At 60.3% G+C, this 23,716-nt stretch carries 18 protein-coding genes and 1 pseudogene; 14 read left to right on the top strand and 5 right to left on the bottom strand.

Annotated elements, in window-relative coordinates; genetic code table 11:
- The first annotated feature begins 19 nt into the window (after positions 1–19).
- The 3 genes from M5C71_RS14395 (at position 20) to M5C71_RS14405 (ending at position 5,315) form a co-directional block, all read left to right on the top strand.
- A complete protein-coding gene (locus M5C71_RS14395) occupies positions 20–1,798 on the top strand; it encodes an ABC transporter ATP-binding protein (RefSeq protein ID WP_248768154.1) in 1,779 nt (592 codons plus the stop codon).
- A gap of 213 nt (positions 1,799–2,011) precedes the next feature.
- Entirely contained in the window at positions 2,012–4,471 is a 2,460-nt protein-coding gene (locus M5C71_RS14400) for an EAL domain-containing protein (protein ID WP_103495903.1), read from the top strand.
- Positions 4,472–4,517: 46 nt separating this feature from the next.
- Entirely contained in the window at positions 4,518–5,315 is a 798-nt protein-coding gene (locus M5C71_RS14405; RefSeq protein ID WP_103495902.1) for an iron-containing redox enzyme family protein, read from the top strand.
- A gap of 162 nt (positions 5,316–5,477) precedes the next feature.
- Here the strand turns inward: M5C71_RS14405 and M5C71_RS14410 are convergent, their stop codons facing one another.
- The 5 genes from M5C71_RS14410 to M5C71_RS14430 form a co-directional block, all read right to left on the bottom strand.
- Positions 5,478–6,404 (bottom strand): GGDEF domain-containing protein, encoded by a 927-nt coding sequence (locus tag M5C71_RS14410; protein ID WP_248768092.1) that lies wholly within the window; start codon positions 6,402–6,404, stop codon positions 5,478–5,480.
- 275 nt (positions 6,405–6,679) lie between these two features.
- Complete coding sequence (locus M5C71_RS14415) at positions 6,680–7,420, bottom strand: YciK family oxidoreductase (RefSeq protein ID WP_103495900.1); 741 nt, start codon at positions 7,418–7,420, stop codon at positions 6,680–6,682.
- A 36-nt stretch (positions 7,421–7,456) separates the two neighbouring features.
- The gene (gene mupP, locus M5C71_RS14420; protein WP_103495899.1) at positions 7,457–8,128 is read right to left on the bottom strand and encodes an N-acetylmuramic acid 6-phosphate phosphatase MupP; all 672 of its coding nucleotides are present in this window, start codon (positions 8,126–8,128) and stop codon (positions 7,457–7,459) included.
- Between the two features lie 3 nt (positions 8,129–8,131).
- The gene (gene ubiG, locus M5C71_RS14425) at positions 8,132–8,830 is read right to left on the bottom strand and encodes a bifunctional 2-polyprenyl-6-hydroxyphenol methylase/3-demethylubiquinol 3-O-methyltransferase UbiG (protein WP_100939083.1); all 699 of its coding nucleotides are present in this window, start codon (positions 8,828–8,830) and stop codon (positions 8,132–8,134) included.
- An 88-nt stretch (positions 8,831–8,918) separates the two neighbouring features.
- Positions 8,919–10,250, bottom strand: a complete 1,332-nt coding sequence (locus M5C71_RS14430) for a TRZ/ATZ family hydrolase (RefSeq protein WP_103495897.1) — start codon at positions 10,248–10,250, stop codon at positions 8,919–8,921.
- A 109-nt stretch (positions 10,251–10,359) separates the two neighbouring features.
- Between M5C71_RS14430 and mtnA the strand changes: the two genes are divergently transcribed.
- The 11 genes and pseudogenes from mtnA (at position 10,360) to M5C71_RS14485 (ending at position 23,455) form a co-directional block, all read left to right on the top strand.
- The gene (gene mtnA, locus M5C71_RS14435) at positions 10,360–11,436 is read left to right on the top strand and encodes an S-methyl-5-thioribose-1-phosphate isomerase (protein WP_103495896.1); all 1,077 of its coding nucleotides are present in this window, start codon (positions 10,360–10,362) and stop codon (positions 11,434–11,436) included.
- 327 nt (positions 11,437–11,763) lie between these two features.
- Positions 11,764–14,415: a DNA gyrase subunit A gene (gene gyrA / locus M5C71_RS14440; RefSeq protein ID WP_103495895.1), complete on the top strand. Its 2,652-nt coding sequence runs from the start codon at positions 11,764–11,766 to the stop codon at positions 14,413–14,415.
- Positions 14,416–14,507: 92 nt separating this feature from the next.
- The gene (serC, locus tag M5C71_RS14445; protein WP_103495991.1) at positions 14,508–15,593 is read left to right on the top strand and encodes a 3-phosphoserine/phosphohydroxythreonine transaminase; all 1,086 of its coding nucleotides are present in this window, start codon (positions 14,508–14,510) and stop codon (positions 15,591–15,593) included.
- Complete coding sequence (pheA, locus tag M5C71_RS14450) at positions 15,593–16,687, top strand: prephenate dehydratase (RefSeq protein ID WP_017129662.1); 1,095 nt, start codon at positions 15,593–15,595, stop codon at positions 16,685–16,687. Before serC ends, pheA begins: the two co-directional genes overlap by 1 nt.
- An 11-nt stretch (positions 16,688–16,698) precedes the next feature.
- Complete coding sequence (hisC, locus tag M5C71_RS14455) at positions 16,699–17,811, top strand: histidinol-phosphate transaminase (protein WP_248768093.1); 1,113 nt, start codon at positions 16,699–16,701, stop codon at positions 17,809–17,811.
- Positions 17,804–18,754, top strand: a pseudogene (locus tag M5C71_RS14460) (prephenate dehydrogenase/arogenate dehydrogenase family protein); the annotation flags it as partial. The gene hisC and the pseudogene M5C71_RS14460, both read left to right, overlap by 8 nt.
- A 5-nt stretch (positions 18,755–18,759) precedes the next feature.
- Entirely contained in the window at positions 18,760–19,449 is a 690-nt protein-coding gene (gene cmk / locus M5C71_RS14465) for a (d)CMP kinase (RefSeq protein WP_100939089.1), read from the top strand.
- Positions 19,450–19,569: 120 nt separating this feature from the next.
- Positions 19,570–21,261: a 30S ribosomal protein S1 gene (gene rpsA, locus M5C71_RS14470; RefSeq protein WP_100939090.1), complete on the top strand. Its 1,692-nt coding sequence runs from the start codon at positions 19,570–19,572 to the stop codon at positions 21,259–21,261.
- Between the two features lie 186 nt (positions 21,262–21,447).
- A complete protein-coding gene (locus M5C71_RS14475; RefSeq protein ID WP_152737272.1) occupies positions 21,448–21,729 on the top strand; it encodes a hypothetical protein in 282 nt (93 codons plus the stop codon).
- A gap of 122 nt (positions 21,730–21,851) precedes the next feature.
- Entirely contained in the window at positions 21,852–22,142 is a 291-nt protein-coding gene (gene ihfB, locus M5C71_RS14480; RefSeq protein ID WP_019360462.1) for an integration host factor subunit beta, read from the top strand.
- Between the two features lie 413 nt (positions 22,143–22,555).
- Positions 22,556–23,455 carry a Wzz/FepE/Etk N-terminal domain-containing protein gene (locus M5C71_RS14485; RefSeq protein ID WP_248768094.1) on the top strand — a complete coding sequence of 300 codons (900 nt, stop codon included), beginning with the start codon at positions 22,556–22,558 and terminating at the stop codon, positions 23,453–23,455.
- Positions 23,456–23,716 lie beyond the last annotated feature (261 nt).

Raw genomic sequence — 23,716 nt, forward strand, 5'->3', positions numbered from 1 at the left:
CGAACCCGTCAAACCCCCTGTGGACCGCTTGAGCTGGGCCGAAATCCGGCGTCTGGCCCTGCACCATAAGAAAGCGCTATGGATCGCCAATCTGGTGGCCGTGTTGGCGACCTTGTGCAGTGTGCCGATTCCCCTGCTGTTGCCATTGCTGGTGGACGAGGTCCTGCTGGGGCACGGCGATGCCGCGCTCAAGGTGATGAACCACCTGCTGCCCGATCCCTGGCAGCGCGCCGTCGGTTATATCGGCCTGATGCTGCTGGTGACTCTGACCCTGCGTTGTGGGGCCCTGGTGTTCAACGTGGTCCAGGCGCGGCTGTTCGCCGGGCTGGCCAAGGACATCGTCTACCGCATCCGCACCCGGTTGATCGAGCGTTTGAAGCGTATTTCCCTGGGCGAGTACGAAAGCCTCGGCAGTGGCACCGTGACCACGCACCTGGTGACCGACCTGGACACCCTGGACAAGTTCGTCGGCGAGACCCTGAGCCGCTTTCTGGTGGCGATGCTGACGCTGGTGGGCACCTCGGCCATCCTGGTCTGGATGCACTGGAAGCTGGCGCTGCTGATCCTGCTGTTCAACCCGCTGGTGATCTATGCCACGGTGCAGTTGGGCAAGCGGGTCAAGCATCTGAAGAAGCTGGAAAACGACAGCACCTCGCGTTTTACCCAGGCCCTGACCGAGACCCTCGACGCGATCCAGGAAGTGCGTGCCGGCAATCGCCAGGGCTTTTTCCTCGGCCGTCTGGGGACCCGTGCCCGGGAAGTACGGGATTACGCCGTGGCGTCGCAATGGAAAAGCGATGCCTCGAGCCGGGCCACGGGGCTGCTGTTCCAGTTCGGCATCGATATCTTCCGTGCGGCGGCGATGCTCACGGTGCTGTTCTCGGACCTGTCCATCGGCCAGATGCTCGCGGTGTTCAGTTATCTCTGGTTCATGATCGGGCCGGTGGAGCAGTTGCTGAACCTGCAATATGCCTTCTACGCCGCCGGCGGTGCGCTCGAGCGGATCAACGAACTGCTGGCACGTGCCGATGAACCGCAGTACCCCGGTGGCGTCGATCCTTTCATTGGGCGCGACACCGTGGGTATCGAGGTACAGGGCCTGAGTTTTGCCTATGGCGAGGAACCGGTGCTCGATCAGTTGGACCTGTCCATCGCCCCTGGCGAAAAAGTCGCGATTGTCGGCGCCAGCGGCGGCGGTAAAAGCACCCTGGTGCAACTGCTGCTGGGTCTTTACACGCCCCAGTCCGGGACCATTCGCTTTGGCGGCGCGTCCCAGGCCGAGATCGGCCTGGACACCGTGCGCGAGAACGTCGCGGTGGTGTTACAGCACCCGGCGTTGTTCAACGATACCGTGCGCGCCAATCTGACCATGGGCCGTGAGCGCAGCGATGAAGCTTGCTGGCGGGCACTGGAAATTGCCCAGCTCGACGCTACGATCAACCTATTGCCACAAGGCCTGGACAGTATTGTCGGGCGCTCCGGGGTGCGTTTGTCCGGTGGTCAGCGTCAGCGTCTGGCGATTGCCCGGATGGTCCTGGCCGAACCCAAAGTGGTGATTCTCGATGAAGCGACCTCGGCCCTCGACGCAGCCACCGAATACAACCTGCATCAGGCCCTGAGCCGGTTTCTCAGCGGTCGCACGACCCTGATCATTGCCCACCGGCTGTCTGCGGTGAAACAGGCGGATCGGGTGCTGGTATTCGACGGTGGGCGCATCGCCGAGGACGGCGACCATCAGCAGCTTATTGCCGAAGGTGGCCTCTACGCGAAGTTGTACGGGCACCTGCAAAAAATTTGACGCGCTTGAGTTTTATCGGGTTTTCTGTGCTTAGTGGTTGAATTGACTGAAGGAAAGACTTTTTTCTCTGTGTGTGCGAACGATGGATGAGTTCCGGTGACCTGGAAGGGGGGAGGTTGATCCCTTCGGTGTCATGGAAATTAGCCTAGGCTGTGCTATCAGAAGTGGATTTCTCTCGAGTGCTCATCTGGCAGTGCTGATGCAAGGGATCTCATGAAGCAAACGCGGACTCTCGGAACGCCACGGCTGTTGGGCATCGTCTGGCCATTTATTGCTGTTGTCCTGTTTCAGGCCCTGCTGGGCTGCCTGAGCCTGTATGTGCTGTCCGCCGTGCGCGGTTATGTGGCGGGCGAGAGCCTCTGGTCCAAGGGCCAGAAGGACGCCATCTACTACCTCAACCTGTACGCCGATAGTCGCGACGAAACGATCTTCCGTAAATACCAGGAAGCGATCGCCGTGCCCCAGGGCGGACACGACCTGCGGGTCGCCCTGGATTCGCCGACCCCGGACCTGGCAGCCGCCCGGCGTGGGATACTGCAAGGCGGCAATCACCCCGACGATGCCTCCAGCATCATCTGGTTATACCTGAACTTCCGGCACTTCAGTTACCTGGAACGAGCCATTGAAAAATGGGCGGTGGGCGACAGTTACCTGTTGCAACTGGACACTGTCGCCCAGCAGATGCACCGGGCGATCTCGGTCAACCAGGAGAGTAACAACGATATCCGAGGCTGGAAGAGCCAGATCTTTGCCATCAATGATGGCGTGACACCGGCTGCTAAAGCCTTCAGCGATGCCCTGGGCGAAGGTTCGCGGGTCATTCTGCGCTTGTTGCTGATCACCAACCTGGCCACCGCCCTGGGCCTGATCGCCCTGGCCTTGCTGCGCACGCACAAGTTGCTGGCCCAGCGCCATGCCTTTGCCGATGCCTTGCAACTGGAAAAAGAGCGGGCGCAGATTACCCTTGAGTCGATCGGTGACGGGGTCATCACCACCGATGTGGAAGGCGCCATCGCCTATATGAATCCGGCCGCCGAGCACCTGACCCACTGGAAGGCCGGACAGGCCCATGGCCTGCCCCTGGCGGCACTGTTCAACCTGCTCGACGAAAATGCCCAGGAGGAAGGTTTTACCCTGATCGAACATATTCTCAGCGGCCGGCTGAGCGGTGGCAGCGAGCATTCCAAGCTGATCCAGCGCCTGGACGGCAGCACCGTGTCGGTGACCCTGGTGGGCGCGCCGATCCGCAACGCCGGCAAAGTCAGTGGGACGGTGCTGGTGCTGCACGATATGACCCAGGAGCGCCAGTACATTGCCAACCTGTCCTGGCAGGCCACCCATGACGCCTTGACGGGCCTGGCCAACCGGCGTGAATTCGAGTATCGCCTGGAACAGGCGCTGTACAACCTGAGCCGCCAACCGGCACGCCACTCCTTGATGTTCCTCGACCTGGACCAGTTCAAGCTGGTCAATGACACCTGCGGTCATGCCGCCGGCGATGAATTGCTCCGGCACATCTGTGCCTTGCTGCAATCCGGCTTGCGCGAGGGCGATACCCTGGCCCGTCTGGGCGGTGACGAGTTCGGCATCCTGCTGGAGAACTGCCCGTCGGAGGCCGCGGAAAAGATCGCCGAAGGCCTGCGGCAGACCGTGCAGAACCTGCATTTCGTCTGGAAAGGGCGGCCGTTCGTGACCACGGTCAGTATCGGCCTGGTGCACATTGCCCAGGCACCGGCCACCCTGGAGGCTTCGCTGCGGGCGGCGGACATGGCCTGCTACATGGCCAAGGAGAAGGGGCGCAACCGGGTCCAGGTGTATCACGCGGACGATTCGGAGTTGTCCTTGCGTTTCGGCGAGATGGCCTGGGTCCAGCGTTTGCACATGGCCCTGGAGGAAAACCGGTTCTGCCTGTATGCCCAGGAAATTGCCGCCCTGGGACACACCGATCACACCGGTGGGCATGTGGAAATCCTCCTGCGTTTGCACGACGAGGCCGGGCGTATGATCCTGCCCGACAGCTTTATCCCGGCCGCCGAGCGTTATGGCCTGATGACCCAACTGGATCGCTGGGTGGTGCAGAACGTCTTCAAGGTCATTGCCGAATGCATCGCCCAGAAGCGCGGGGGCGCGATGGCGATGTGCGCGATCAATCTGTCGGGTACCACCATTGGCGACGACGGCTTCCTCGGCTTCCTGCATGAGCAGTTCAAGCTGCATGGCATTCCGCCGGATATGATTTGTTTCGAAATAACTGAAACCAGCGCCATTTCCAATCTCGGCAGCGCCATACGATTTATCAATGAACTCAAGAACTTGGGCTGTCGGTTCTCGTTGGACGACTTTTGCGCGGGAATGTCTTCATTCGCCTATCTCAAACATTTGCCTGTAGACTTCCTGAAGATCGATGGAAGTTTCGTAAAGGATATGCTGGACGACCCGATTAACCGCGCCATGGTCGAGGTGATCAATCACATCGGCCATGTCATGGGGAAGCGAACGATTGCAGAATTCGTTGAAACACCGCAGATCGAGCAGGCCCTGCTCGAGATCGGTGTCGACTATGCTCAAGGCTATATTGTCGAGCGGCCGCAGTTGTTCACCTGTGACAGCCTGTTGTGTCGGCCCGCTCGACCCCGGCCTCTCCTGTTCAAGGCGCCTGGTACATTCCGCTGAAACCTTTGCTGATCTGCTTAAATCACCACTCAGAAGGAGCCCGACAGTGATCGACACTTTCAGCAGAACCGGCCCACTTATGGAGGCCTCCAGCTACCCCGCGTGGGCGCAGCAGCTCATTCAGGACTGTAGCGAGAGCAAGCGCCGGGTTGTCGAACACGAACTTTACCAGCGGATGCGCGACAACAGGTTGAGCGCGAAAACCATGCGCCACTATCTGATTGGCGGCTGGCCGGTGGTTGAACAGTTTGCGTTATACATGGCACAGAACCTCACCAAGACCCGTTTTGCCCGCCATCCCGGCGAGGACATGGCGCGGCGTTGGCTGATGCGCAATATCCGCGTGGAACTGAACCACGCCGACTATTGGCTGCATTGGAGCCGCGCCCACGGCGTGACCCTCGAGGACCTGCAGGCACAACAGGTCGCGCCCGAGCTGCACGCGCTGAGTCATTGGTGCTGGCATACCAGTTCGGCCGATGCGCTGATCGTCGGGATTGCCGCGACCAACTACGCCATTGAAGGGGCCACCGGCGAGTGGTCGGCGCTGGTCTGTTCGACGGGGGTCTATGCCGCGGCTTTCCCGGAGGAAGACCGCAAGCGTGCGATGAAATGGTTGAAGATGCATGCCCAGTACGATGATGCCCATCCGTGGGAAGCCCTGGAAATCATCTGTACCCTGGCCGGCAACAATCCCGCCAAGGCACTGCAGGTCGAGCTGCGGCAGGCGATCTGCAAGAGCTATGACTACATGTATCTGTTCCTTGAACGTTGCATGCAGTTGGAACATGGGGAAAAGGCTCCGGTCGCCCGCGAGCGCCAGGCCGCTCTCGCCGAGGGTTGACTGGTGGCACCTCGATCCTGAGTTCGATGCAGTCACTGTGGGAGCCGGCTTGCCGGCGATAGCGGCCGATCAGGCGATGCAAGGCTCACAGGCCTCATCGCCAGCAAGCTGGCTCCTACAGGGGTTGCGTGCAGTCTTGAATTTCCGGTTTGTGTCGCGCGTTCAGCCCGCCATGGCCAGGCGGTTGCGCCCTTCGCGCTTGGCCACATACAGGGCATTGTCCGCGCGGCGCAGCAGGCTTTCGGTGGACTCCCCCGGCAACAGTGTGGCGCAACCCAGGCTCACCGTCAGGTTGATCCGCTGGCCATCGCAATCGTAATCCTGGTCTTGCGCCGCATAACGCAGGCGCTCACCGACCAATGCCGCGGCCTCGCGATGGGTATTGGACAGCAGGATCAGAAACTCCTCGCCGCCATAGCGGAACACCCGGTCGACATTGCGCAGTTGGTCCTTGATCGACGTGGCGACGATTTTCAGCACCTTGTCGCCGGCGCTGTGGCCGTGGTTGTCATTGATCTGTTTGAAGTGGTCGATATCCAGCATCAGCACCGAAATCGGCTGGCTATGGCGGCGCGCCAGTTCGAATTCCCGCTGCAGGGCCTGCTCCATGGCGATGCGGTTGCCGGTTCCGGTCAGCGGGTCGCGCAGTGCGCAGCGGGTAGCGGCGCGGTAGAGCAGGGCGTTGCGCATCGGGTACAGCAGGCTCGCCAGCACCGATTCCAGATTGCCCAGTTCCTCTTCGTTGAAGCGGGTGCCACGGCGAAATATCAACTCGCCCAGTTGCTCGCCTTCATGGCTGAGGCTGTAGCTGATCAAGTGATGGCCGCGTTGGCCGAACTCCAGGCGCAAGTCGCTGGCCGGGTGCAGGTAGCTCAAGGCATCCAGTGGCACCACGCGCTGGATCTCGCGGAAGAAGATGTCCAGGATGCGCTCCGGCTCCAGGCTGACCTGCAGCTGTAGGGTCAGTTGATGGCGCAGTTGGGCCAGGTTGATGGGGCGTTGCTGGGCGGGGGGAAGCTGGCCAAAGCCCAGACGTTGCAATCTGGCGCGATCAAAATCAATTGCGTTGGTCTGGGTCGGCGTTTTCATAGTGGCAAGCCCCTAAGCACAGAATACGGTCTTACAGGGTGGGCGAAAGAGCGGTTTGGAAACGACTCTTACGCTGCGTGTTGAAGAAGTTAGAGCGAAAGTCGTGCCAATCGGTTCAATCGAATAAAAGTCGTTTGAATTCAGGGATTTGATTTTTAGGGGCCAGTGTCGTCGGCCGGCAAGGGCGGCAATTGTTTGACTTGCACTGATGGCTTTTGGGGGGCAGATCGCCGCGCGCCGGTATTCCGGCACACGCGGCGCGGTGGGGCGAGGGTTTACTGCGCGTCGAAGGCCTGGCCGTTGACGCCGCTGCTGTCGGGCCCCATCAGGTACAGGTAGACCGGCATGATCTGTTGCGGTGTCGGGTTGTTTTCCGGGTTTTCACCGGGGTAGGCCTGGGCGCGCATGCTGGTTCGGGTGGCGCCAGGGTTGATGCTGTTGGCGCGCACCGGGGCCACGGTATCGAGCTCGTCGGCCAGGGTCTGCATCAGGCCTTCGGTAGCGAACTTGGACACGCCATAGGCCCCCCAATAGGCGCGGCCTTTGCGGCCGACACTGCTGGAGGTGAAGATCACCGAAGCGTCCCGGGACAGCTTGAGCAGCGGCAGCAAGGTGCTGGTCAGCATGAACATGGCGTTGACGTTGACGTGCATGACACGCATGAAGTTTTCGCCGGAGAGCTGTTCCAGCGGGGTACGCGGGCCGATGATCGAGGCGTTGTGCAGCAGGCCGTCGAGGTGGCCGAATTCGGTTTCGATCATGGCCGCCAGTTCGTCGTACTGGTGCGGCAGGGCGGTTTCCAGGTTGAACGGAATCACGGCCGGTTGCGGGTGGCCGGCGGCTTCGATCTCGTCGTAGACCTGGCTCAGGTTGGCTTCGGTCTTGCCCAGCAACAGCACGGTGGCACCGTGGGCGGCGTAGGTCTTGGCGGCGGCGGCGCCGATGCCACGGCCGGCACCGGTGACCAGGATGACGCGGTCCTTGAGCAGGTCCGGGCGGGCGGAGTAATCGAACATGGCTAAACCTCTACAAATGTAAAACAGCTGGCAGGCTCAACAGCTGCACAGCGCGTTATCCAATACCTTGCGCAGCTCCAGCGGATGGTCGACCACCACATCGGCGCCCCAGTGATCGGGGTTGTCGTCCGGGTGGATGTAACCGTAGCGCACGGCGGCGGTACGGGTACCGGCGTCGCGACCGGACTCGATATCGCGCAGGTCGTCACCGACGAACAAGACGCTGGCCGGGTCGAGATCGAGCATCTTGCACGCGAGGATCAGCGGCTCCGGGTGGGGCTTGCTGTTCGTCACATGGTCCGGGCAGATCAGCAGCGCCGAGCGCTCTGCCAGCCCCAGCTGTTGCATGATCGGCTCGGCGAAGCGCAGCGGCTTGTTGGTGACCACGCCCCAGAGCAGATTGGCCTTCTCGATGTCGACCAACAGCTCGGCCATGCCGTCGAACAGGCGGCTATGGACGGCGCAGGCCTTGAGGTAGCGCTCGAGGAACTCCTGGCGCAAGTCTTCGAAGCCCGGCGACTCGGGGTCCATCATAAAGGTCACGGCGACCATGGCACGGGCACCGCCGGAGATCTCGTCGCGAATCGACCGATCGGCAATTGGCGGCAGGCCGCGCTCGGCGAGCATGGCCTGGCAGATGGCAATGAAGTCCGGCGCAGTGTCGAGCAAGGTACCGTCCATGTCGAAGAGAACCGCTCTCAAACGCATCGGTTACTCCTCGCGCAGGGTCTGGATCATGTAGTTGACGTCGACGTCCGCCGCCAGCTTGTAATGCTTGGTCAGGGGGTTGTAGGTCAGGCCGATGATGTCCTTGACCGCCAGGCCCGCTTCGCGGCTCCAGGCACCGAGCTCGGAGGGGCGGATGAATTTCTTGAAGTCATGGGTGCCGCGCGGCAGCAGGCCCATGATGTATTCCGCGCCGACGATGGCGAACAGATAGGCCTTGGGATTGCGGTTGATGGTGGAGAAGAACACCTGGCCGCCGGGTTTGACCATACGGAAGCAGGCGCGGATCACCGAGGACGGGTCGGGAACGTGCTCGAGCATTTCCAGGCAGGTCACCACGTCGAACTGCTCGGGCATTTCCTCGGCCAGGGCTTCGGCGGTGATCTGCCGATACTCGACGCTGACACCGGACTCCAACTGGTGCAGCTGGGCCACGGCCAGGGGCGCTTCACCCATGTCGATGCCCATCACGGTGGCACCGCGCTGGGCCATGGCCTCGCTGAGAATGCCGCCGCCGCAACCGACGTCGAGGACCTTCTTGCCGGCCAGCTTGACCCGTTCGTCGATCCAGTTGACCCGCAGCGGGTTGATGTCGTGAAGCGGCTTGAACTCGCTTTCGCGGTCCCACCAGCGATGGGCGAGGGCTTCGAACTTGGCGATTTCAGCGTGGTCGACGTTGCTCATGGACTATCCTCTAAAGCTTGGAAATCAGGTTGATGTCGCCCGCCGGGCGTTGCGTCATCTTCAATTCATGCACTCTATGGCGCGTCAATCAATGCTTCTGGGCGCCGATGCGCTGGCCCCAGGCCCGGGCCGTGGCGCCTAACTGCTGTTCGTCCAGGCGAGTCAGGCGGCGGTCTTCGAGCAGCGGCTTGCCGCCGACCCAGACATGTTGCACGCAGTCGCGGCCGCTGGCGTAAATCAGTTGCGACACCGGGTCGTAGATCGGCTGCCGGGCCAGGCCTGACAGGTCGAAGGCGACCATATCCGCGGCCTTGCCGACTTCCAGCGAACCGATCTCCTGCTCCAGGCCCAGGGCCCGGGCGCCATTGAGGGTCGCCATGCGCAGTGCGCGGTGTGCGTCCAGGGCCGTGGCGGAACCGGCGACGGCCTTTGCCAACAAAGCGGCGGTACGGGTTTCGCCGAGCAGGTCGAGGTCGTTGTTGCTCGCCGCGCCATCGGTGCCCACGGCCACGTTCACGCCGGCTTGCCACAGGCGCTCCACCGGGCAGAAACCGCTGGCCAGTTTCAGGTTCGATTCCGGGCAGTGGATCACGCTGCTGTTGCTTTCTACCAGCAATGCCAGGTCGTCATCGCTGATCTGGGTCATGTGCACGGCCTGGAAGCGTGGGCCAAGCAAGCCGAGGCGGCCCAGGCGCGCCAGCGGACGCTCGCCGCGTTGTTCCACGGACTGCTGCACTTCAAAGGCGGTCTCATGCACGTGCATGTGGATCGCGGCATCGAGCTCTTCGGCGATGACCCGGACTTTTTCCAGGTTTTCGTCGCCAACGGTGTAGGGTGCATGGGGACCGAAGGCGATCTTGATCCGTGGGTGATGCTTCAGGTCGCCGAACAGCTCGATGGCCTGGCGCAGCGACTCATCGACGCTGGCGGCGCCGGGGATCGGGAAATCGAGGATCGGAATGGCGATCTGCGCGCGCATGCCGCTGTTGTGCACGCGTTCGCTGGCGATTTTAGGGAAGAAGTACATGTCCGAGAAACAGGTGATGCCACCCTTGAGTTGCTCGGCGATGGCCAGGTCGGTGCCATCACGGACGAAGGCTTCGTCGACCCATTGGGCTTCGGCGGGCCAGATATGCTGCTCCAGCCAGGTCATCAGCGGCAGGTCGTCGGCCAGACCGCGAAACAGGGTCATGGCGGCATGCCCGTGGGCGTTGACCAGGCCGGGGGCGAGCAGGGTTTCCGGCAGTTCGCGGACCTCCCTGGCACCGAGTTTCAAGGCCTCGGCCCGAGTGCCGATAAAGGCGATGCGTCCGTCACGAATGCCCAGGCCATGCTCCTTGAGTACCACGCCGGCGGGCTCGACCGGAACCAGCCAGGTCGGCAGCAGGAGAAGATCGAGCGGGGCGGAGGTATTCGGCATCGTGGACGGCTTCCGGGCTTTATCTGAAATAATGGCGAAGTATACCCGAGCGCCCCCACGGGGGGATCGCTATAATCGGCGGCTTTTGTTCCGGAGTGTGGGGTGAATCATGCGCGATCGGCTATTGGCTGCGGAAAAAGTGAAGGCCATCGATTGGCGTGATGGTGCCTTGTATCTGCTCGATCAGCGCATTTTGCCGTTCGAGGAAACCTGGCTGGCCTACGACAGTGCGGCGGGGGTCGCCGAGGCGATTCGTTCGATGGTGGTGCGCGGTGCACCGGCCATTGGCATCAGCGCGGCGTACGGTGTCGTGCTGGCGGCACGGGCACGTCTGGCCGCGGGCGGCGACTGGCTGGCGGCGATGGAAGCTGATTTTGCCTTGCTGGCGAACTCGCGACCCACCGCGGTCAATCTGTTCTGGGCCCTGGACCGCATGCGTGAGCGTTTGGAGCGGGTCAAGGATGGCGCCGATCCGCTGGCGGCCCTGGAGGCCGAGGCGATGGCGATCCATGAAAGTGATCGCGAGGCCAACCTGACCATGGCGCAACTGGGGGTCGACCTGATCCGCAAGCACCAGGGCAATGCCCAGGCGATTCTCACCCACTGCAATACCGGCGCCCTGGCCACCGGCGGCTTCGGTACGGCCCTGGGAGTGATTCGCGGGGCCTTTCTGGAAGGGATGGTCGAGCAGGTCTATGCCGATGAAACCCGACCCTGGCTGCAAGGCTCGCGCCTGACCGCCTGGGAGCTGGCCAACGAAGGCATTCCGGTGACCCTGAACGCCGACTCGGCCGCCGCGCACATCATGAAGACCAAGGGTGTGACCTGGGTGATAGTCGGGGCCGACCGCATTACCGCCAATGGCGATGTGGCCAACAAGATCGGCACCTATCAGCTTGCGGTCTGCGCGATGCACCACGGCGTGCGTTTCATGGTGGTGGCGCCGAGCTCGACCGTCGACATGGACCTGGCCAGTGGCGACGATATCCCGATCGAAGAGCGCGACGGCAGCGAGCTGTTGAGTGTTGGCGGTCATCGGGTCGGGGCCGAGGTCGAGGCCTTTAATCCGGTCTTCGACGTGACGCCGGCGGACCTGATCGATGTCATCGTGACCGAAAAAGGCATCGTCGAGCGTCCGGACACCGCGAAGATGGCCCAATTGATGTGTCGAAAACGCCTGCATTGACCGGCTTTTGTCCCAGGCCATGGGGTATTTTATGGGCCCAAAAGGCAGTCATTCTGCCTCTAAGCCCCTCTCGGCGCGCTCCCGGTCGGTTACAGCGGCCGCCCGTCTACTTCCTTGCCTCTACCGGGGTAGGTGCGTGGCGGCGATTGTGATAACATCCGACGGTTTCCAGGGCAGCCCGAACCGGCTGCCTTCGCTGCGCAGATCCAAGGCATAACTCGTTGATTTGTCGTAAGTCGTTGCAGGGCATCAGGCCCGCGGCGGCGAGCTTCGTTCGTCCCATATGGATGTGACGAAGTTTCACCAGAAAAAGGAATCAGGCTTCTCATGGGCGAACTGGCCAAAGAAATCCTCCCGGTCAATATCGAAGACGAGCTGAAACAGTCCTACCTCGACTACGCGATGAGCGTGATTGTCGGGCGGGCACTGCCTGATGCGCGCGATGGCTTGAAGCCCGTGCACCGGCGTGTGCTGTTCGCGATGAGCGAACTGGGTAATGACTGGAACAAGCCGTACAAGAAATCTGCCCGTGTGGTCGGTGACGTGATCGGTAAGTATCACCCGCACGGTGATACCGCGGTCTACGACACCATTGTTCGGATGGCGCAGCCATTCTCCCTGCGCTACCTGCTGGTCGACGGCCAGGGCAACTTCGGTTCGGTGGACGGCGACAACGCCGCGGCCATGCGATACACCGAAGTGCGCATGACCAAGCTGGCGCACGAGCTGCTGGCCGACCTGCATAAGGAAACCGTGGACTGGGTGCCGAACTATGACGGCACCGAACAGATCCCGGCGGTCATGCCGACCCGTATCCCCAACCTGCTGGTCAACGGCTCCAGCGGTATCGCCGTGGGCATGGCGACCAACATCCCGCCGCACAACCTCGGTGAAGTCATCGACGGTTGCCTGGCGCTCATCGACAACCCCGAGCTGACCGTCGATGACCTGATGCAGTACATCCCGGGCCCGGACTTCCCGACCGCCGCGATCATCAACGGTCGTGCCGGTATCATCGAGGCCTATCGCACCGGTCGTGGCCGCATCTACATGCGCGCCCGTTCGACCATCGAAGACATCGACAAGGTCGGTGGTCGCCAGCAGATCGTCATCACCGAGCTGCCTTACCAACTGAACAAGGCCCGGTTGATCGAGAAGATCGCCGAGCTGGTTAAAGAGAAGAAGCTCGAAGGCATCACCGAGCTGCGCGACGAGTCCGACAAGGACGGTATGCGCGTGGTCATCGAGTTGCGCCGTGGCGAAGTGCCAGAGGTGATTCTCAACAACCTTTATGCCCAGACCCAGCTGCAAAGCGTATTCGGTATCAACATCGTTGCGCTGATCGACGGTCGCCCGCGGATCCTCAACCTCAAGGACCTGCTGGAAGCCTTCGTCCGTCACCGTCGCGAAGTCGTGACCCGGCGTACCGTGTTCGAGCTGCGCAAGGCTCGCGAGCGTGGTCATATCCTCGAAGGCCAGGCCGTTGCGCTGTCCAACATCGACCCGGTGATCGCGCTGATCAAGGCCTCGCCGACGCCGTCGGAGGCCAAGGAAGCGCTGATCAGCATGCCTTGGGAATCGTCCGCGGTCGTGGCGATGGTCGAGCGTGCCGGTGCCGACTCGTGCCGTCCGGAGACCCTGGACCCGCAGTATGGTCTGCGCGACGGCAAGTACTTCCTGTCGCCGGAACAGGCGCAGGCCATCCTCGAACTGCGTCTGCACCGCCTGACCGGCCTGGAACACGAGAAGCTGCTGGCCGAGTACCAGGAGATCCTCAACCAGATCGGCGAGCTGATCCGCATCCTCAACAGCGCCACGCGCCTGATGGAAGTGATCCGCGAAGAGCTGGAAGTGATTCGTGCCGAGTACGGCGACGTGCGCCGTACCGAGATCCTCGATGCCCGTCTCGACCTGACCCTGGGCGACATGATCCCGGAAGAAGAGCGCGTGGTGACCATCTCCCACGGCGGCTACGCCAAGACGCAGCCGTTGGCGGCCTACCAGGCCCAGCGCCGCGGTGGCAAAGGCAAGTCGGCGACCGGCGTCAAGGACGAGGACTACATTGCCCACCTGCTGGTTGCCAACAGTCACACCACGCTGCTGCTGTTTTCCAGCAAGGGCAAGGTGTACTGGCTCAAGACCTACGAAATTCCCGAAGCGTCCCGTGCCGCCCGTGGCCGTCCGCTGGTGAACCTGTTGCCGCTGGATGAGGGTGAATACATCACCACCATGCTGCCGGTGGAGGAATACACCGAAGGTCATTTCATCTTCATGGCGACCGCCGACGGTACCGTGAAGAAGACCCCGCTGGAAGCCTTCAGCCGTCAGCGTAGCGTTGGCCTGATCGCCCTGGAGCTGGATGAAGGCGACGTGCTGATCAGCGCCGCGATCACCGATGGCGAGCGCGAGGTCATGCTGTTCTCCGACGCCGGCAAGGTCACTCGCTTCAAGGAGTCCGACGTCCGTGCCATGGGTCGTACGGCCCGCGGTGTGCGCGGCATGCGCCTGAACGAAGGGCAGAAGCTGATCTCCATGATTATCCCGGAAGAAGGCAGCCAGATTCTCACGGCTTCCGAGCGCGGCTTCGGCAAGCGCACCGCGATCAGCGAGTTCCCCGAGTACAAGCGCGGCGGCCAGGGTGTGATCGCCATGGTCAGCAACGAGCGTAACGGCCGTCTGGTCGGTGCGGTACAGGTGCTCGACGGTGAGGAGATCATGCTGATTTCCGACCAGGGCACGCTGGTACGTACCCGTGTCGATGAAGTCTCCAGCCTGGGTCGTAATACCCAGGGTGTGACGTTGATCAAGCTGGCCAGCGATGAAACGCTGGTGGGCCTGGAGCGTGTCCAGGAACCTTCGGAAGTCGAAGGTGAAGAACTGGAAGAGGGTGTCGAGTTCGACGGCGAAGCGCTGATCGATGACGCGGCCGACGACCAGGCGCTGGATGCAGCGACCGACGAAGCGCAACCGCAGGACTAAAAGCGCCTGTCTGCTCTACTCTCTACCGTAGGCGTAGCCGGTCTGGAGTAGGGCGCAGGCCGGTGTGTATTGAAAGCATAGCGAGAGTGGATGTGAGCAAACGAGCCTATAACTTCTGCGCGGGTCCTGCTGCGCTGCCTGAAGCTGTCCTTTTGCGTGCCCAGTCCGAGCTGCTCGACTGGCACGGCAAGGGCCTGTCGGTCATGGAAATGAGCCATCGCAGCGATGAGTTCGTGTCCATCGCCACCAAGGCCGAGCAGGATCTGCGTGACCTGCTGGATATTCCCTCGAACTACAAGGTGCTGTTCCTGCAGGGCGGCGCCAGCCAGCAATTTGCCCAGGTCGCGCTGAACCTGCTGCCCGAAAGTGGCAAGGCCGACTACATCGAGACCGGTATCTGGTCGAAGAAAGCCATCGAGGAAGCTTCGCGTTTCGGCAACGTCAATGTCGCCGCCAGCGCCAAGCCCTATGACTATTTCGCCATTCCCGGCCAGAACGAATGGAAGCTGTCGAAAGACGCGGCCTATGTTCACTATGTGTCGAACGAAACCATCGGCGGCCTGGAGTTCGACTGGATTCCGGAAACCGGTGATGTGCCGCTGGTCACCGACATGTCCTCGGACATCCTTTCGCGCCCGGTGGATATTTCCCGCTTCGGCATGATCTATGCCGGTGCGCAGAAGAACATCGGCCCGAGCGGTATCGTCGTCAATATTGTCCGTGAAGACCTGCTGGGTCGCGCCCGTTCGATCTGCCCGACCATGCTCGACTACAAGGTCGCGGCCGACAACGGCTCCATGTACAACACCCCGCCGACCCTGGCCTGGTACCTGTCGGGCCTGGTTTTCGAGTGGCTCAAGGAGCAGGGTGGCGTCGAAGCCATCGGCAAGCTCAATGAAATCAAGCAGCGCACGCTGTATGACTTCATCGACGCCAGCGGCCTGTACAGCAACCCGATCAACAAGACCAACCGCTCCTGGATGAACGTGCCGTTCCGCCTGGCCGACGATCGCCTGGACAAGCCGTTCCTGGCCGGCGCCGAAGAGCAGGGCCTGTTGAATCTCAAGGGCCACCGTTCGGTGGGTGGCATGCGCGCCTCCATTTACAACGCCGTCGACATCAACGCGGTGAACGCGCTGGTGGCGTACATGGCAGCGTTCGAGAAGGAACACGGCTAATGTCCGAGCAAGAACTCAAGGCACTGCGCCTGCGTATCGACAGCCTCGATGAGAAAGTTCTCGAACTGATCAGCGAGCGCGCACGCTGCGCCCAGGAAGTCGCGCGGGTAAAAATGGCCTCGCTGGCCGAGGGCGAAGTGCCGGTGTTCTATCGTCCGGAACGTGAAGCCCAGGTGCTCAAGCGGGTCATGGAGCGCAACCAGGGACCGCTGGGCAACGAAGAAATGGCGCGGCTGTTCCGCGAGATCATGTCTTCCTGCCTGGCCCTGGAACAGCCGCTGAAAGTGGCTTACCTGGGTCCTGAAGGTACCTTCACCCAGGCTGCGGCCATGAAGCATTTCGGCCATGCCGTGATCAGCAAGCCGATGGCGGCGATCGACGAAGTCTTCCGTGAAGTGGCGGCCGGCGCGGTGAATTTTGGTGTGGTGCCGGTGGAAAACTCCACCGAGGGTGCGGTCAACCACACCCTCGACAGTTTCCTCGAGCACGACATGGTGATTTGCGGTGAAGTCGAGCTGCGCATTCACCACCACCTGCTGGTGGGCGAAAACACCAAGACCGACAGCATCAGTCGCATCTACTCCCACGCCCAGTCCCTGGCCCAGTGCCGCAAGTGGCTGGACGCCCATTACCCGAACGTCGAGCGCGTGGCGGTTTCCAGCAACGCCGAAGCGGCGAAGCGGGTCAAGGGCGAGTGGAACTCGGCGGCGATTGCCGGCGACATGGCGGCCGGCCTGTATGGCTTGACCCGCCTGGCGGAGAAAATCGAGGACCGTCCGGACAACTCCACGCGGTTCCTGATGATCGGTAGCCAGGAAGTGCCGCCTACCGGCGACGACAAGACCTCGATCATTGTTTCCATGAGCAACAAGCCTGGCGCGCTCCACGAGCTGCTGGTGCCGTTCCACGACAACGGGATTGACCTGACGCGTATCGAGACCCGACCTTCGCGCAGTGGTAAATGGACGTATGTGTTCTTTATCGACTTCGTTGGCCATCATCGTGATCCGCTGGTCAAGGGTGTGCTGGAGAAGATCAGTCAGGAAGCCGTCGCCCTCAAGGTGCTGGGCTCCTACCCGAAAGCGGTTCTGTAAAGGCGTTGATCATGAGCGGTAACTTCCTCGCCCTGGCTCAGCCGGGCGTGCAACAACTGTCGCCTTACGTTCCGGGCAAGCCCGTGGATGAACTGGCTCGTGAGCTGGATATTGATCCGGCGCGGATCATCAAGCTGGCGAGCAACGAGAATCCCCTTGGGGCGAGTCCCAAGGCCCTGGCGGCGATTCACGATGCCCTGGCGGATTTGACCCGTTATCCGGACGGCAATGGTTTCGAGCTCAAGCAGCGTCTGTCCGAGCTGTGCCGGGTGCAGGCCAGCCAGGTGACCCTGGGCAATGGTTCCAACGATATTCTCGAACTGGTCGCCCGTGCCTACCTGGCGCCGGGGTTGAACGCGGTGTTCAGCGAACATGCCTTTGCGATCTACCCCATCGTGACCCAGGCGGTGAATGCCGAGGCCCGTGTGGCTCCGGCCAAGGACTTCGGGCATGACCTGGCGGCGATGCTCGCGGCCATCGACGAAAACACCCGTGTGGTGTTTATCGCCAACCCGAACAACCCGACCGGTACCTGGTTCGGCCCGAGGGCGCTGGAGACGTTTCTCGCCGCTGTGCCGCAGGATGTCCTGGTGGTCCTGGACGAGGCCTATATCGAATATGCCGAAGGTGTCGACCTGCCGGATGGCCTGAACTACCTGGCAAGCTATCCGAACCTGCTGGTTTCTCGAACTTTCTCCAAGGCCTACGGCCTGGCGGCCTTGCGTGTCGGTTATGCGCTGTCGTCGCCCGCCGTGGCGGATATCCTCAATCGCGTTCGCCAACCGTTCAATGTCAACAGCCTGGCGCTGGTCGCGGCCCGTGCGGCACTTGACGATGTCGAGTATGTCGCCCGTAGCCGAAGCTTGAACGAAGCCGGCATGCAGCAACTGGAAGAAGGTTTTCGCCAGTTGGGGCTGAGCTGGATTCCCTCGAAGGCCAATTTCATTGCTGTCGATGTCGGTCGTGAGGCTGGCCCGGTGTACCAGGGGCTGCTGCGTGAAGGGGTGATCGTGCGTCCGGTGGCCGGTTACGGCCTGCCGAAGCACCTGCGGGTCAGCATTGGCCTGGCCAGTGAGAACAGTCGTTTGCTGGAGGCGCTGGCCAAGGTCCTGGCCCGTGGTTGATGTCATGTCGATGCAATCTGTGAAGCCTATGATCGGCCGCCTTGTGGTGGTCGGCCTGGGTTTGATCGGCGGCTCCTTTGCCAAGGGGCTGCGGGAAAGCGGCCTGTGCCGGGAAGTGGTGGGTGTCGATCTCGACCCGCAATCCCGTGAGCTCGCGGTCGAGTTGGGCGTGGTCGATCGTTGTGAGGCTGATCTGGCGACGGCTTGCCAGGGCGCCGACGTGATTCAGCTGGCGGTGCCGATCCTGGCCATGGAGAAAATGCTCGGCTTGCTGGCGGGCATGGACCTGGGGCAGGCGATCCTCACGGATGTCGGCAGTGCCAAGGGCAATGTCGTGCGTGCCGCCGGTCGGGCCTTTGGCACCATGCCGCCGCGTTTTGTCCCGGGGCACCCGATTGCCGGGTCCGAACAGAGTGGCGTGCAGGCCTCCAACAGTGCGCTGTTCCGTCGGCACAAGGTGATCCTGACGCCGTTGGCCGACACCGATCCGTCGGCGCTGGCGACGGTCGATGCGCTCTGGCGGGCCCTGGGGGCGGATGTCGAGCACATGCAGGTCGAGCGTCACGACGAAGTGCTGGCGGCGACCAGTCATTTGCCGCACCTGCTGGCCTTCGGCCTGGTGGACTCGTTGGCCAAGCGCAACGAGAACCTGGAGATTTTTCGCTACGCCGCCGGTGGATTCCGCGATTTCACGCGGATTGCTGGCAGCGATCCGGTGATGTGGCACGATATCTTCCTGGCCAACCGGGACGCTGTGCTGCGTGCGCTGGACAGTTTTCGCGGTGACCTGGACGTCTTGCGCGATGCGGTCGATGCCGGGGATGGGCCTCAGTTGCTGGAGGTATTCCAGCGTGCGCAAGCGGCGCGCGAGCATTTCGGCAGAATCCTGGCCCGCCGGGCCCGCAAGGGCACCTTGAACGCCAATGATGATCACAAAGAGGCACGGTCGTGAATATTCAAGCTCCAGTTATCACCATTGACGGGCCGAGCGGTTCGGGCAAGGGCACGGTCGCCGGGATCCTGGCCAAGCGCCTGAACTGGTGCCTGCTGGATTCCGGCGCCCTCTATCGGTTGCTGGCATTCGCCGCGCGCAACCATGGGGTCGACCTGACCAACGAGGAACTGCTCAAGGCCCTGGCCGCTCATCTGGATGTACAGTTCGTCGGTGCGACCAGTGATCGTACGGCGCGGATCATCCTCGAGGGCGACGACGTCACCGAAGATATCCGCAATGAGCAGGTCGGCGCCTGGGCTTCCCAAGTCGCGGCGTTGCCGGCGGTGCGCGAGGCTTTGCTGCAACGCCAGCGGGCGTTCCAGGAGCCGCCAGGCCTGGTGGCCGATGGCCGGGACATGGGCACGGTGGTGTTTCCCGATGCGCCGCTGAAGATTTTCCTGACCGCCAGCTCCGAGGAGCGGGCTCGTCGCCGGTACTTGCAGTTGAAGGCCAAGGGCGATGATGTTAGTCTGTCGAGTCTGCTAGATGAGATACGTGCACGCGATGAGCGTGACACCCAGCGAGCGGTAGCCCCGCTCAAGCCGGCGGCTGACGCCATACAGCTGGATTCCACGGAATTGTCCATCGAGCAGGTGCTGGAACGCATCATGAGCGAGATCGCCATTCGCGATATCGCCGGGTGACCAAGAGGTGTGCAGGGGACCAGTCATAGTCCTGCGCGGCTTCTTTCATATGAACGTAACCCACACCGTCTGGGGTGTGGCAGATGGGCGTATTCTTCGCCCTTATCAACAGGAATTAAAATGAGCGAAAGCTTTGCGGAACTCTTTGAAGAGAGCTTGAAGACCCTTAATCTTCAGGCTGGTTCGATCATCACCGGTGTTATCGTTGATATCGATTACCAAGCTCGTTGGGTCACTGTCCACGCCGGTCTGAAGTCTGAAGCTCTGATCCCGCTGGAACAGTTCTACAACGATGCTGGCGAGCTGAACATCAACGTCGGTGACGAAGTTCACGTGGCGCTGGATTCGGTTGAAGACGGCTTTGGTGAAACCAAGCTGTCCCGTGAAAAAGCCAAGCGCGCTGAATGCTGGATCGTTCTGGAAGCAGCCTTCGCAGCCGAAGAAGTGGTCAAGGGCGTTATCAACGGTAAGGTTAAAGGCGGCTTCACTGTCGACGTTAACGGCATCCGTGCGTTCCTGCCAGGTTCTCTGGTTGACGTCCGTCCAGTGCGCGACACCACGCACCTGGAAGGCAAAGAGCTCGAGTTCAAGGTCATCAAGCTCGACCAGAAACGCAACAACGTTGTCGTTTCCCGTCGCAGCGTCCTGGAAGCCGAGAACTCCGCCGAGCGTGAAGCTCTGCTGGAATCCTTGCAGGAAGGTCAGCAAGTCAAGGGTATCGTCAAGAACCTCACCGATTACGGCGCATTCGTCGATCTGGGTGGCGTCGATGGCCTGCTGCACATCACCGACATGGCTTGGAAGCGCATCAAGCACCCATCGGAAATCGTCAACGTTGGCGACGAGATCGATGTCAAGGTTCTGAAGTACGATCGCGAACGCAATCGTGTTTCCCTGGGCCTCAAGCAACTGGGCGAAGATCCATGGGTTGCTATCAAAGCCCGTTACCCAGAAAGCACTCGCGTCACCGCTCGTGTTACCAACCTGACCGACTACGGCTGCTTCGCTGAGCTGGAAGAAGGTGTTGAAGGCCTGGTACACGTTTCCGAAATGGACTGGACCAACAAGAACATCCACCCTTCGAAAGTCGTACAAGTCGGCGACGAAGTGGAAGTCATGGTTCTGGACATCGACGAAGAGCGTCGTCGTATCTCCCTCGGCATCAAGCAGTGCAAATCTAACCCATGGGAAGATTTCTCTGGCCAGTTCAACAAGGGCGATAAAATCTCCGGCACCATCAAGTCGATCACCGATTTCGGTATCTTCATTGGTCTGGACGGCGGCATCGACGGTCTGGTTCACCTGTCCGACATCTCCTGGAACGAAGTGGGCGAAGAAGCCGTTCGTCGTTTCAAGAAGGGCGACGAGCTGGACACCGTTATCCTGTCGGTTGACCCAGAGCGCGAGCGCATTTCCCTGGGTATCAAGCAACTGGAAAGCGACCCGTTCTCCGAGTACGTCTCGGTTAACGACAAAGGCGCCATCGTTAAAGGCATCGTGAAAGAAGTTGACGCCAAAGGCGCCATCATCGTTCTGGCCGACGATATCGAAGCGACTCTGAAAGCCTCCGAAATCAGCCGTGACCGCGTTGAAGACGCGCGCAACGTTCTGAAAGAAGGCGAAGAAGTAGAAGCCAAGATCATCAGCGTTGACCGCAAGAGCCGCGTGATCCAGCTGTCGATCAAGTCGAAAGACGTTGAAGACGAAAAAGAAGCCATCCAGAGCCTGCGCGACAAGCCAGCTGCTTCGGATGCTCCAGTCGACACCACTCTCGGTGCTCTGCTGCGTGCTCAGATGGAAAAACAGAACTAAGTTCTGTCGGACCATAGAAAAAGGGCGACTTCGGTCGCCCTTTTTTGTGCCCACGATTTGACGTTCAAAATCTGAAACGAATTCAGGGTGGCGACGGTCTTATTTATCAGTGTAAAAACGTTTGTCGTCAGGATCGTAGATTTGTGCTTCGTGAGCGGTTCGGGGAGCGCGTCAGTAAGGAAAGGAATGAGCAAGCTAATGGTTGTCCTCGCGTTGCTGTTACTTGCGGGGTGCGTCACCCAGGCGACGACTCACGTCAGGCGGGGCGTGAGCGGTGTCGAGATCGACTGTTCGGGACTTGGGTCGGACTGGGACAAGTGTTACACGCGGGCTGCCCTTGAGTGCAAGGCTCAGGGCTATAAGGTCGTCACCCGGTCCAGCGATGCAAAGGATGAAGGGGATGGCTATCTTTTCGGCTGGAATCCGGCTGGCGCCGTCACTCGCACCATGCTGGTGATTTGTAATTAGACGATCCTGTTCCTTGTTTCTTCTGCATGCAGATAAGTCAATAGATGGGCTGTTCAAAACCTTCCGCTCATGCTAAAACCTTCGAAGTGCTTTCCTAGCTGCTTGAAAAAGAAGGGAAAAATATGACGAAGTCGGAGCTGATCGAACGAATTGTCACCCATCAGGGGCTGCTTTCATCCAAGGATGTGGAGCTGGCCATCAAGACCATGCTTGAGCAAATGTCCCAATGCCTGGCAACCGGCGACCGCATCGAGATCCGCGGGTTTGGGAGTTTTTCGTTGCACTACCGCGCTCCGCGGGTCGGGCGAAATCCAAAGACCGGGCAGTCAGTGAGCCTGGACGGGAAGTTTGTACCGCATTTCAAGCCGGGGAAGGAGTTGAGGGATCGGGTGAATGAGGAGGAAGAGGATTGATTGGATGAATTGGCGGTAACGCTATTTCCGGCTTACCAGTTGTCCTATGGGGCGGTTTTCCGGGAAGGAGCGCTGGGGTGAAGCCCAAGTTCATGCCCTCAGAGGGATGTCCTGTGAATATAGTTGTATAATTACATTTTTGTCTGATTTTTGATCCGCGTTGCCATGAAGATACTTTATCCTGGTGAGTCATCAACAGGAGAAGCTTAAATGGATGGTGCGTGAAACGGCATCTTGGGTAATGCCTCACTAGATCTCCCGGATAGTTGCTCAAGAAATCTGAAGGTAAGAATATTCGAAAAGGATGTCATGTGTGGAATTGGTCGAGAAAATTTGTATATTGAAAAAGTGCGAATAGCACGGATAGCACGGATAGCACGGATAGCACGGATAGCACGGATAGGGCGTTAGGAATGGTTGATGTTTTAGGTAGTAATGGAGTTGAGGCTCCACGGGCGCTGGGTTTGATCGATTTTTTTCGGCTTTTTTGGCGGCAAAGGTTCTTGCTGTTTTTTATTATGTTGGTCAGTGGCGGGGCGGGAGCAGGTTATGCCTTTTGGGCTGTGCCAGTCTATGAATTTAACGTTGTTTTAGGTCCCCCTGCGGCGAGTGAAGTGTCAGCGCTGAATTATGGTCGTGGTAAAGACTTTGGCTTGGGATACCTGACGACCAGAGAAGTTTATGCTGTGTTCGCCCGTGAACTGAAGTCGTTGGATGTGCGACATGACTTTTATACAAAGATCTATCTACCTTCGCTACCTGTTGAGGTTCGCGGTTCGGAGGAGGCTTCCTACGCCCGTTTTGCCAAGAAGCTTGTCATTGCCGAGATGCCACTCAAGATCTATCCAGATGAAAATTTCGATAAGCGTTTTCCGCTCAATAGCTATCTGGTTGTCATGCGTGACAGTAATGCCGAGCAGGTTAAACAATGGCTCCAGGCGTTTGTCAAATTTGCAAGTGATGCGGCAGTGGCTGAGGTTGTCGAGCAGGTAAATCGTGATGCGATGGTGCTGGCGCGCAGCTATGACCATCAGATCGAGGTAGAGCGTAGCGCTGCGAATGATGGGGCCTCTGCCTCGAGGATTCGGGCCTGGGAAGTTAAGCGCAACTATTTTCGTGATCTGAAGGTTGGTGCTGAAGGGGTGGGGGTCTATCGATCAGATGGTTTTTTACAGGTTGAAAATATAGCGCCCGGTAAAAAAATCATCGTCTACTTCTTTTTGAGCGCTTTGCTCGGCGGGGCTTTTGCCGGATTGATGATCGCAGGGAAATTTTTCTTCGACGTATTGCGATGGCGGCAGGGAAAATTCTAGCCATTGATCCTGAGAAGGACGGTGTAGAGAGGAAGGGGGCGCGATGCTCCCTTTTGTTTTTTTGAGACAGTCTCCGCTGCCGGTGATGGCTGCTGTGGCTGTCGGGATAGGAGCTATTAGTCGTATAATGGGCGGTCAGTAGAGCAGTGTCCGCGACAGAAGTGCACGTAGGGTGATTTTTGGCCCGATGCATCCGGCCTTGATGCGAATAGGAAAGGCAGTTTTGAAAGGGGGGGGGGGTGATAGCTTGATGCCGTAATT

The sequence above is a fragment of the Pseudomonas sp. MWU12-2345 genome (assembly GCF_023242385.1).
Taxonomy (GTDB): domain Bacteria; phylum Pseudomonadota; class Gammaproteobacteria; order Pseudomonadales; family Pseudomonadaceae; genus Aquipseudomonas; species Aquipseudomonas gingeri_D.

Bases quoted from the DNA above. Each gene is read 5' to 3' on its own strand.
- M5C71_RS14475 (WP_152737272.1), top strand. From the start codon at position 21,448: ATGAGCAAGCTAATGGTTGTCCTCGCGTTGCTGTTACTTGCGGGGTGC.
- M5C71_RS14400 (WP_103495903.1), top strand. From the start codon at position 2,012: ATGAAGCAAACGCGGACTCTCGGAACGCCACGGCTGTTGGGCATCGTC.
- ihfB (WP_019360462.1), top strand. From the start codon at position 21,852: ATGACGAAGTCGGAGCTGATCGAACGAATTGTCACCCATCAGGGGCTG.
- hisC (WP_248768093.1), top strand. From the start codon at position 16,699: ATGAGCGGTAACTTCCTCGCCCTGGCTCAGCCGGGCGTGCAACAACTG.
- M5C71_RS14485 (WP_248768094.1), top strand. From the start codon at position 22,556: ATGGTTGATGTTTTAGGTAGTAATGGAGTTGAGGCTCCACGGGCGCTG.
- mtnA (WP_103495896.1), top strand. From the start codon at position 10,360: ATGCGCGATCGGCTATTGGCTGCGGAAAAAGTGAAGGCCATCGATTGG.
- M5C71_RS14410 (WP_248768092.1), bottom strand. From the start codon at position 6,404: ATGAAAACGCCGACCCAGACCAACGCAATTGATTTTGATCGCGCCAGA.
- rpsA (WP_100939090.1), top strand. From the start codon at position 19,570: ATGAGCGAAAGCTTTGCGGAACTCTTTGAAGAGAGCTTGAAGACCCTT.
- M5C71_RS14415 (WP_103495900.1), bottom strand. From the start codon at position 7,420: ATGTTCGATTACTCCGCCCGCCCGGACCTGCTCAAGGACCGCGTCATC.
- gyrA (WP_103495895.1), top strand. From the start codon at position 11,764: ATGGGCGAACTGGCCAAAGAAATCCTCCCGGTCAATATCGAAGACGAG.
- M5C71_RS14430 (WP_103495897.1), bottom strand. From the start codon at position 10,250: ATGCCGAATACCTCCGCCCCGCTCGATCTTCTCCTGCTGCCGACCTGG.
- pheA (WP_017129662.1), top strand. From the start codon at position 15,593: ATGTCCGAGCAAGAACTCAAGGCACTGCGCCTGCGTATCGACAGCCTC.
- mupP (WP_103495899.1), bottom strand. From the start codon at position 8,128: ATGCGTTTGAGAGCGGTTCTCTTCGACATGGACGGTACCTTGCTCGAC.
- ubiG (WP_100939083.1), bottom strand. From the start codon at position 8,830: ATGAGCAACGTCGACCACGCTGAAATCGCCAAGTTCGAAGCCCTCGCC.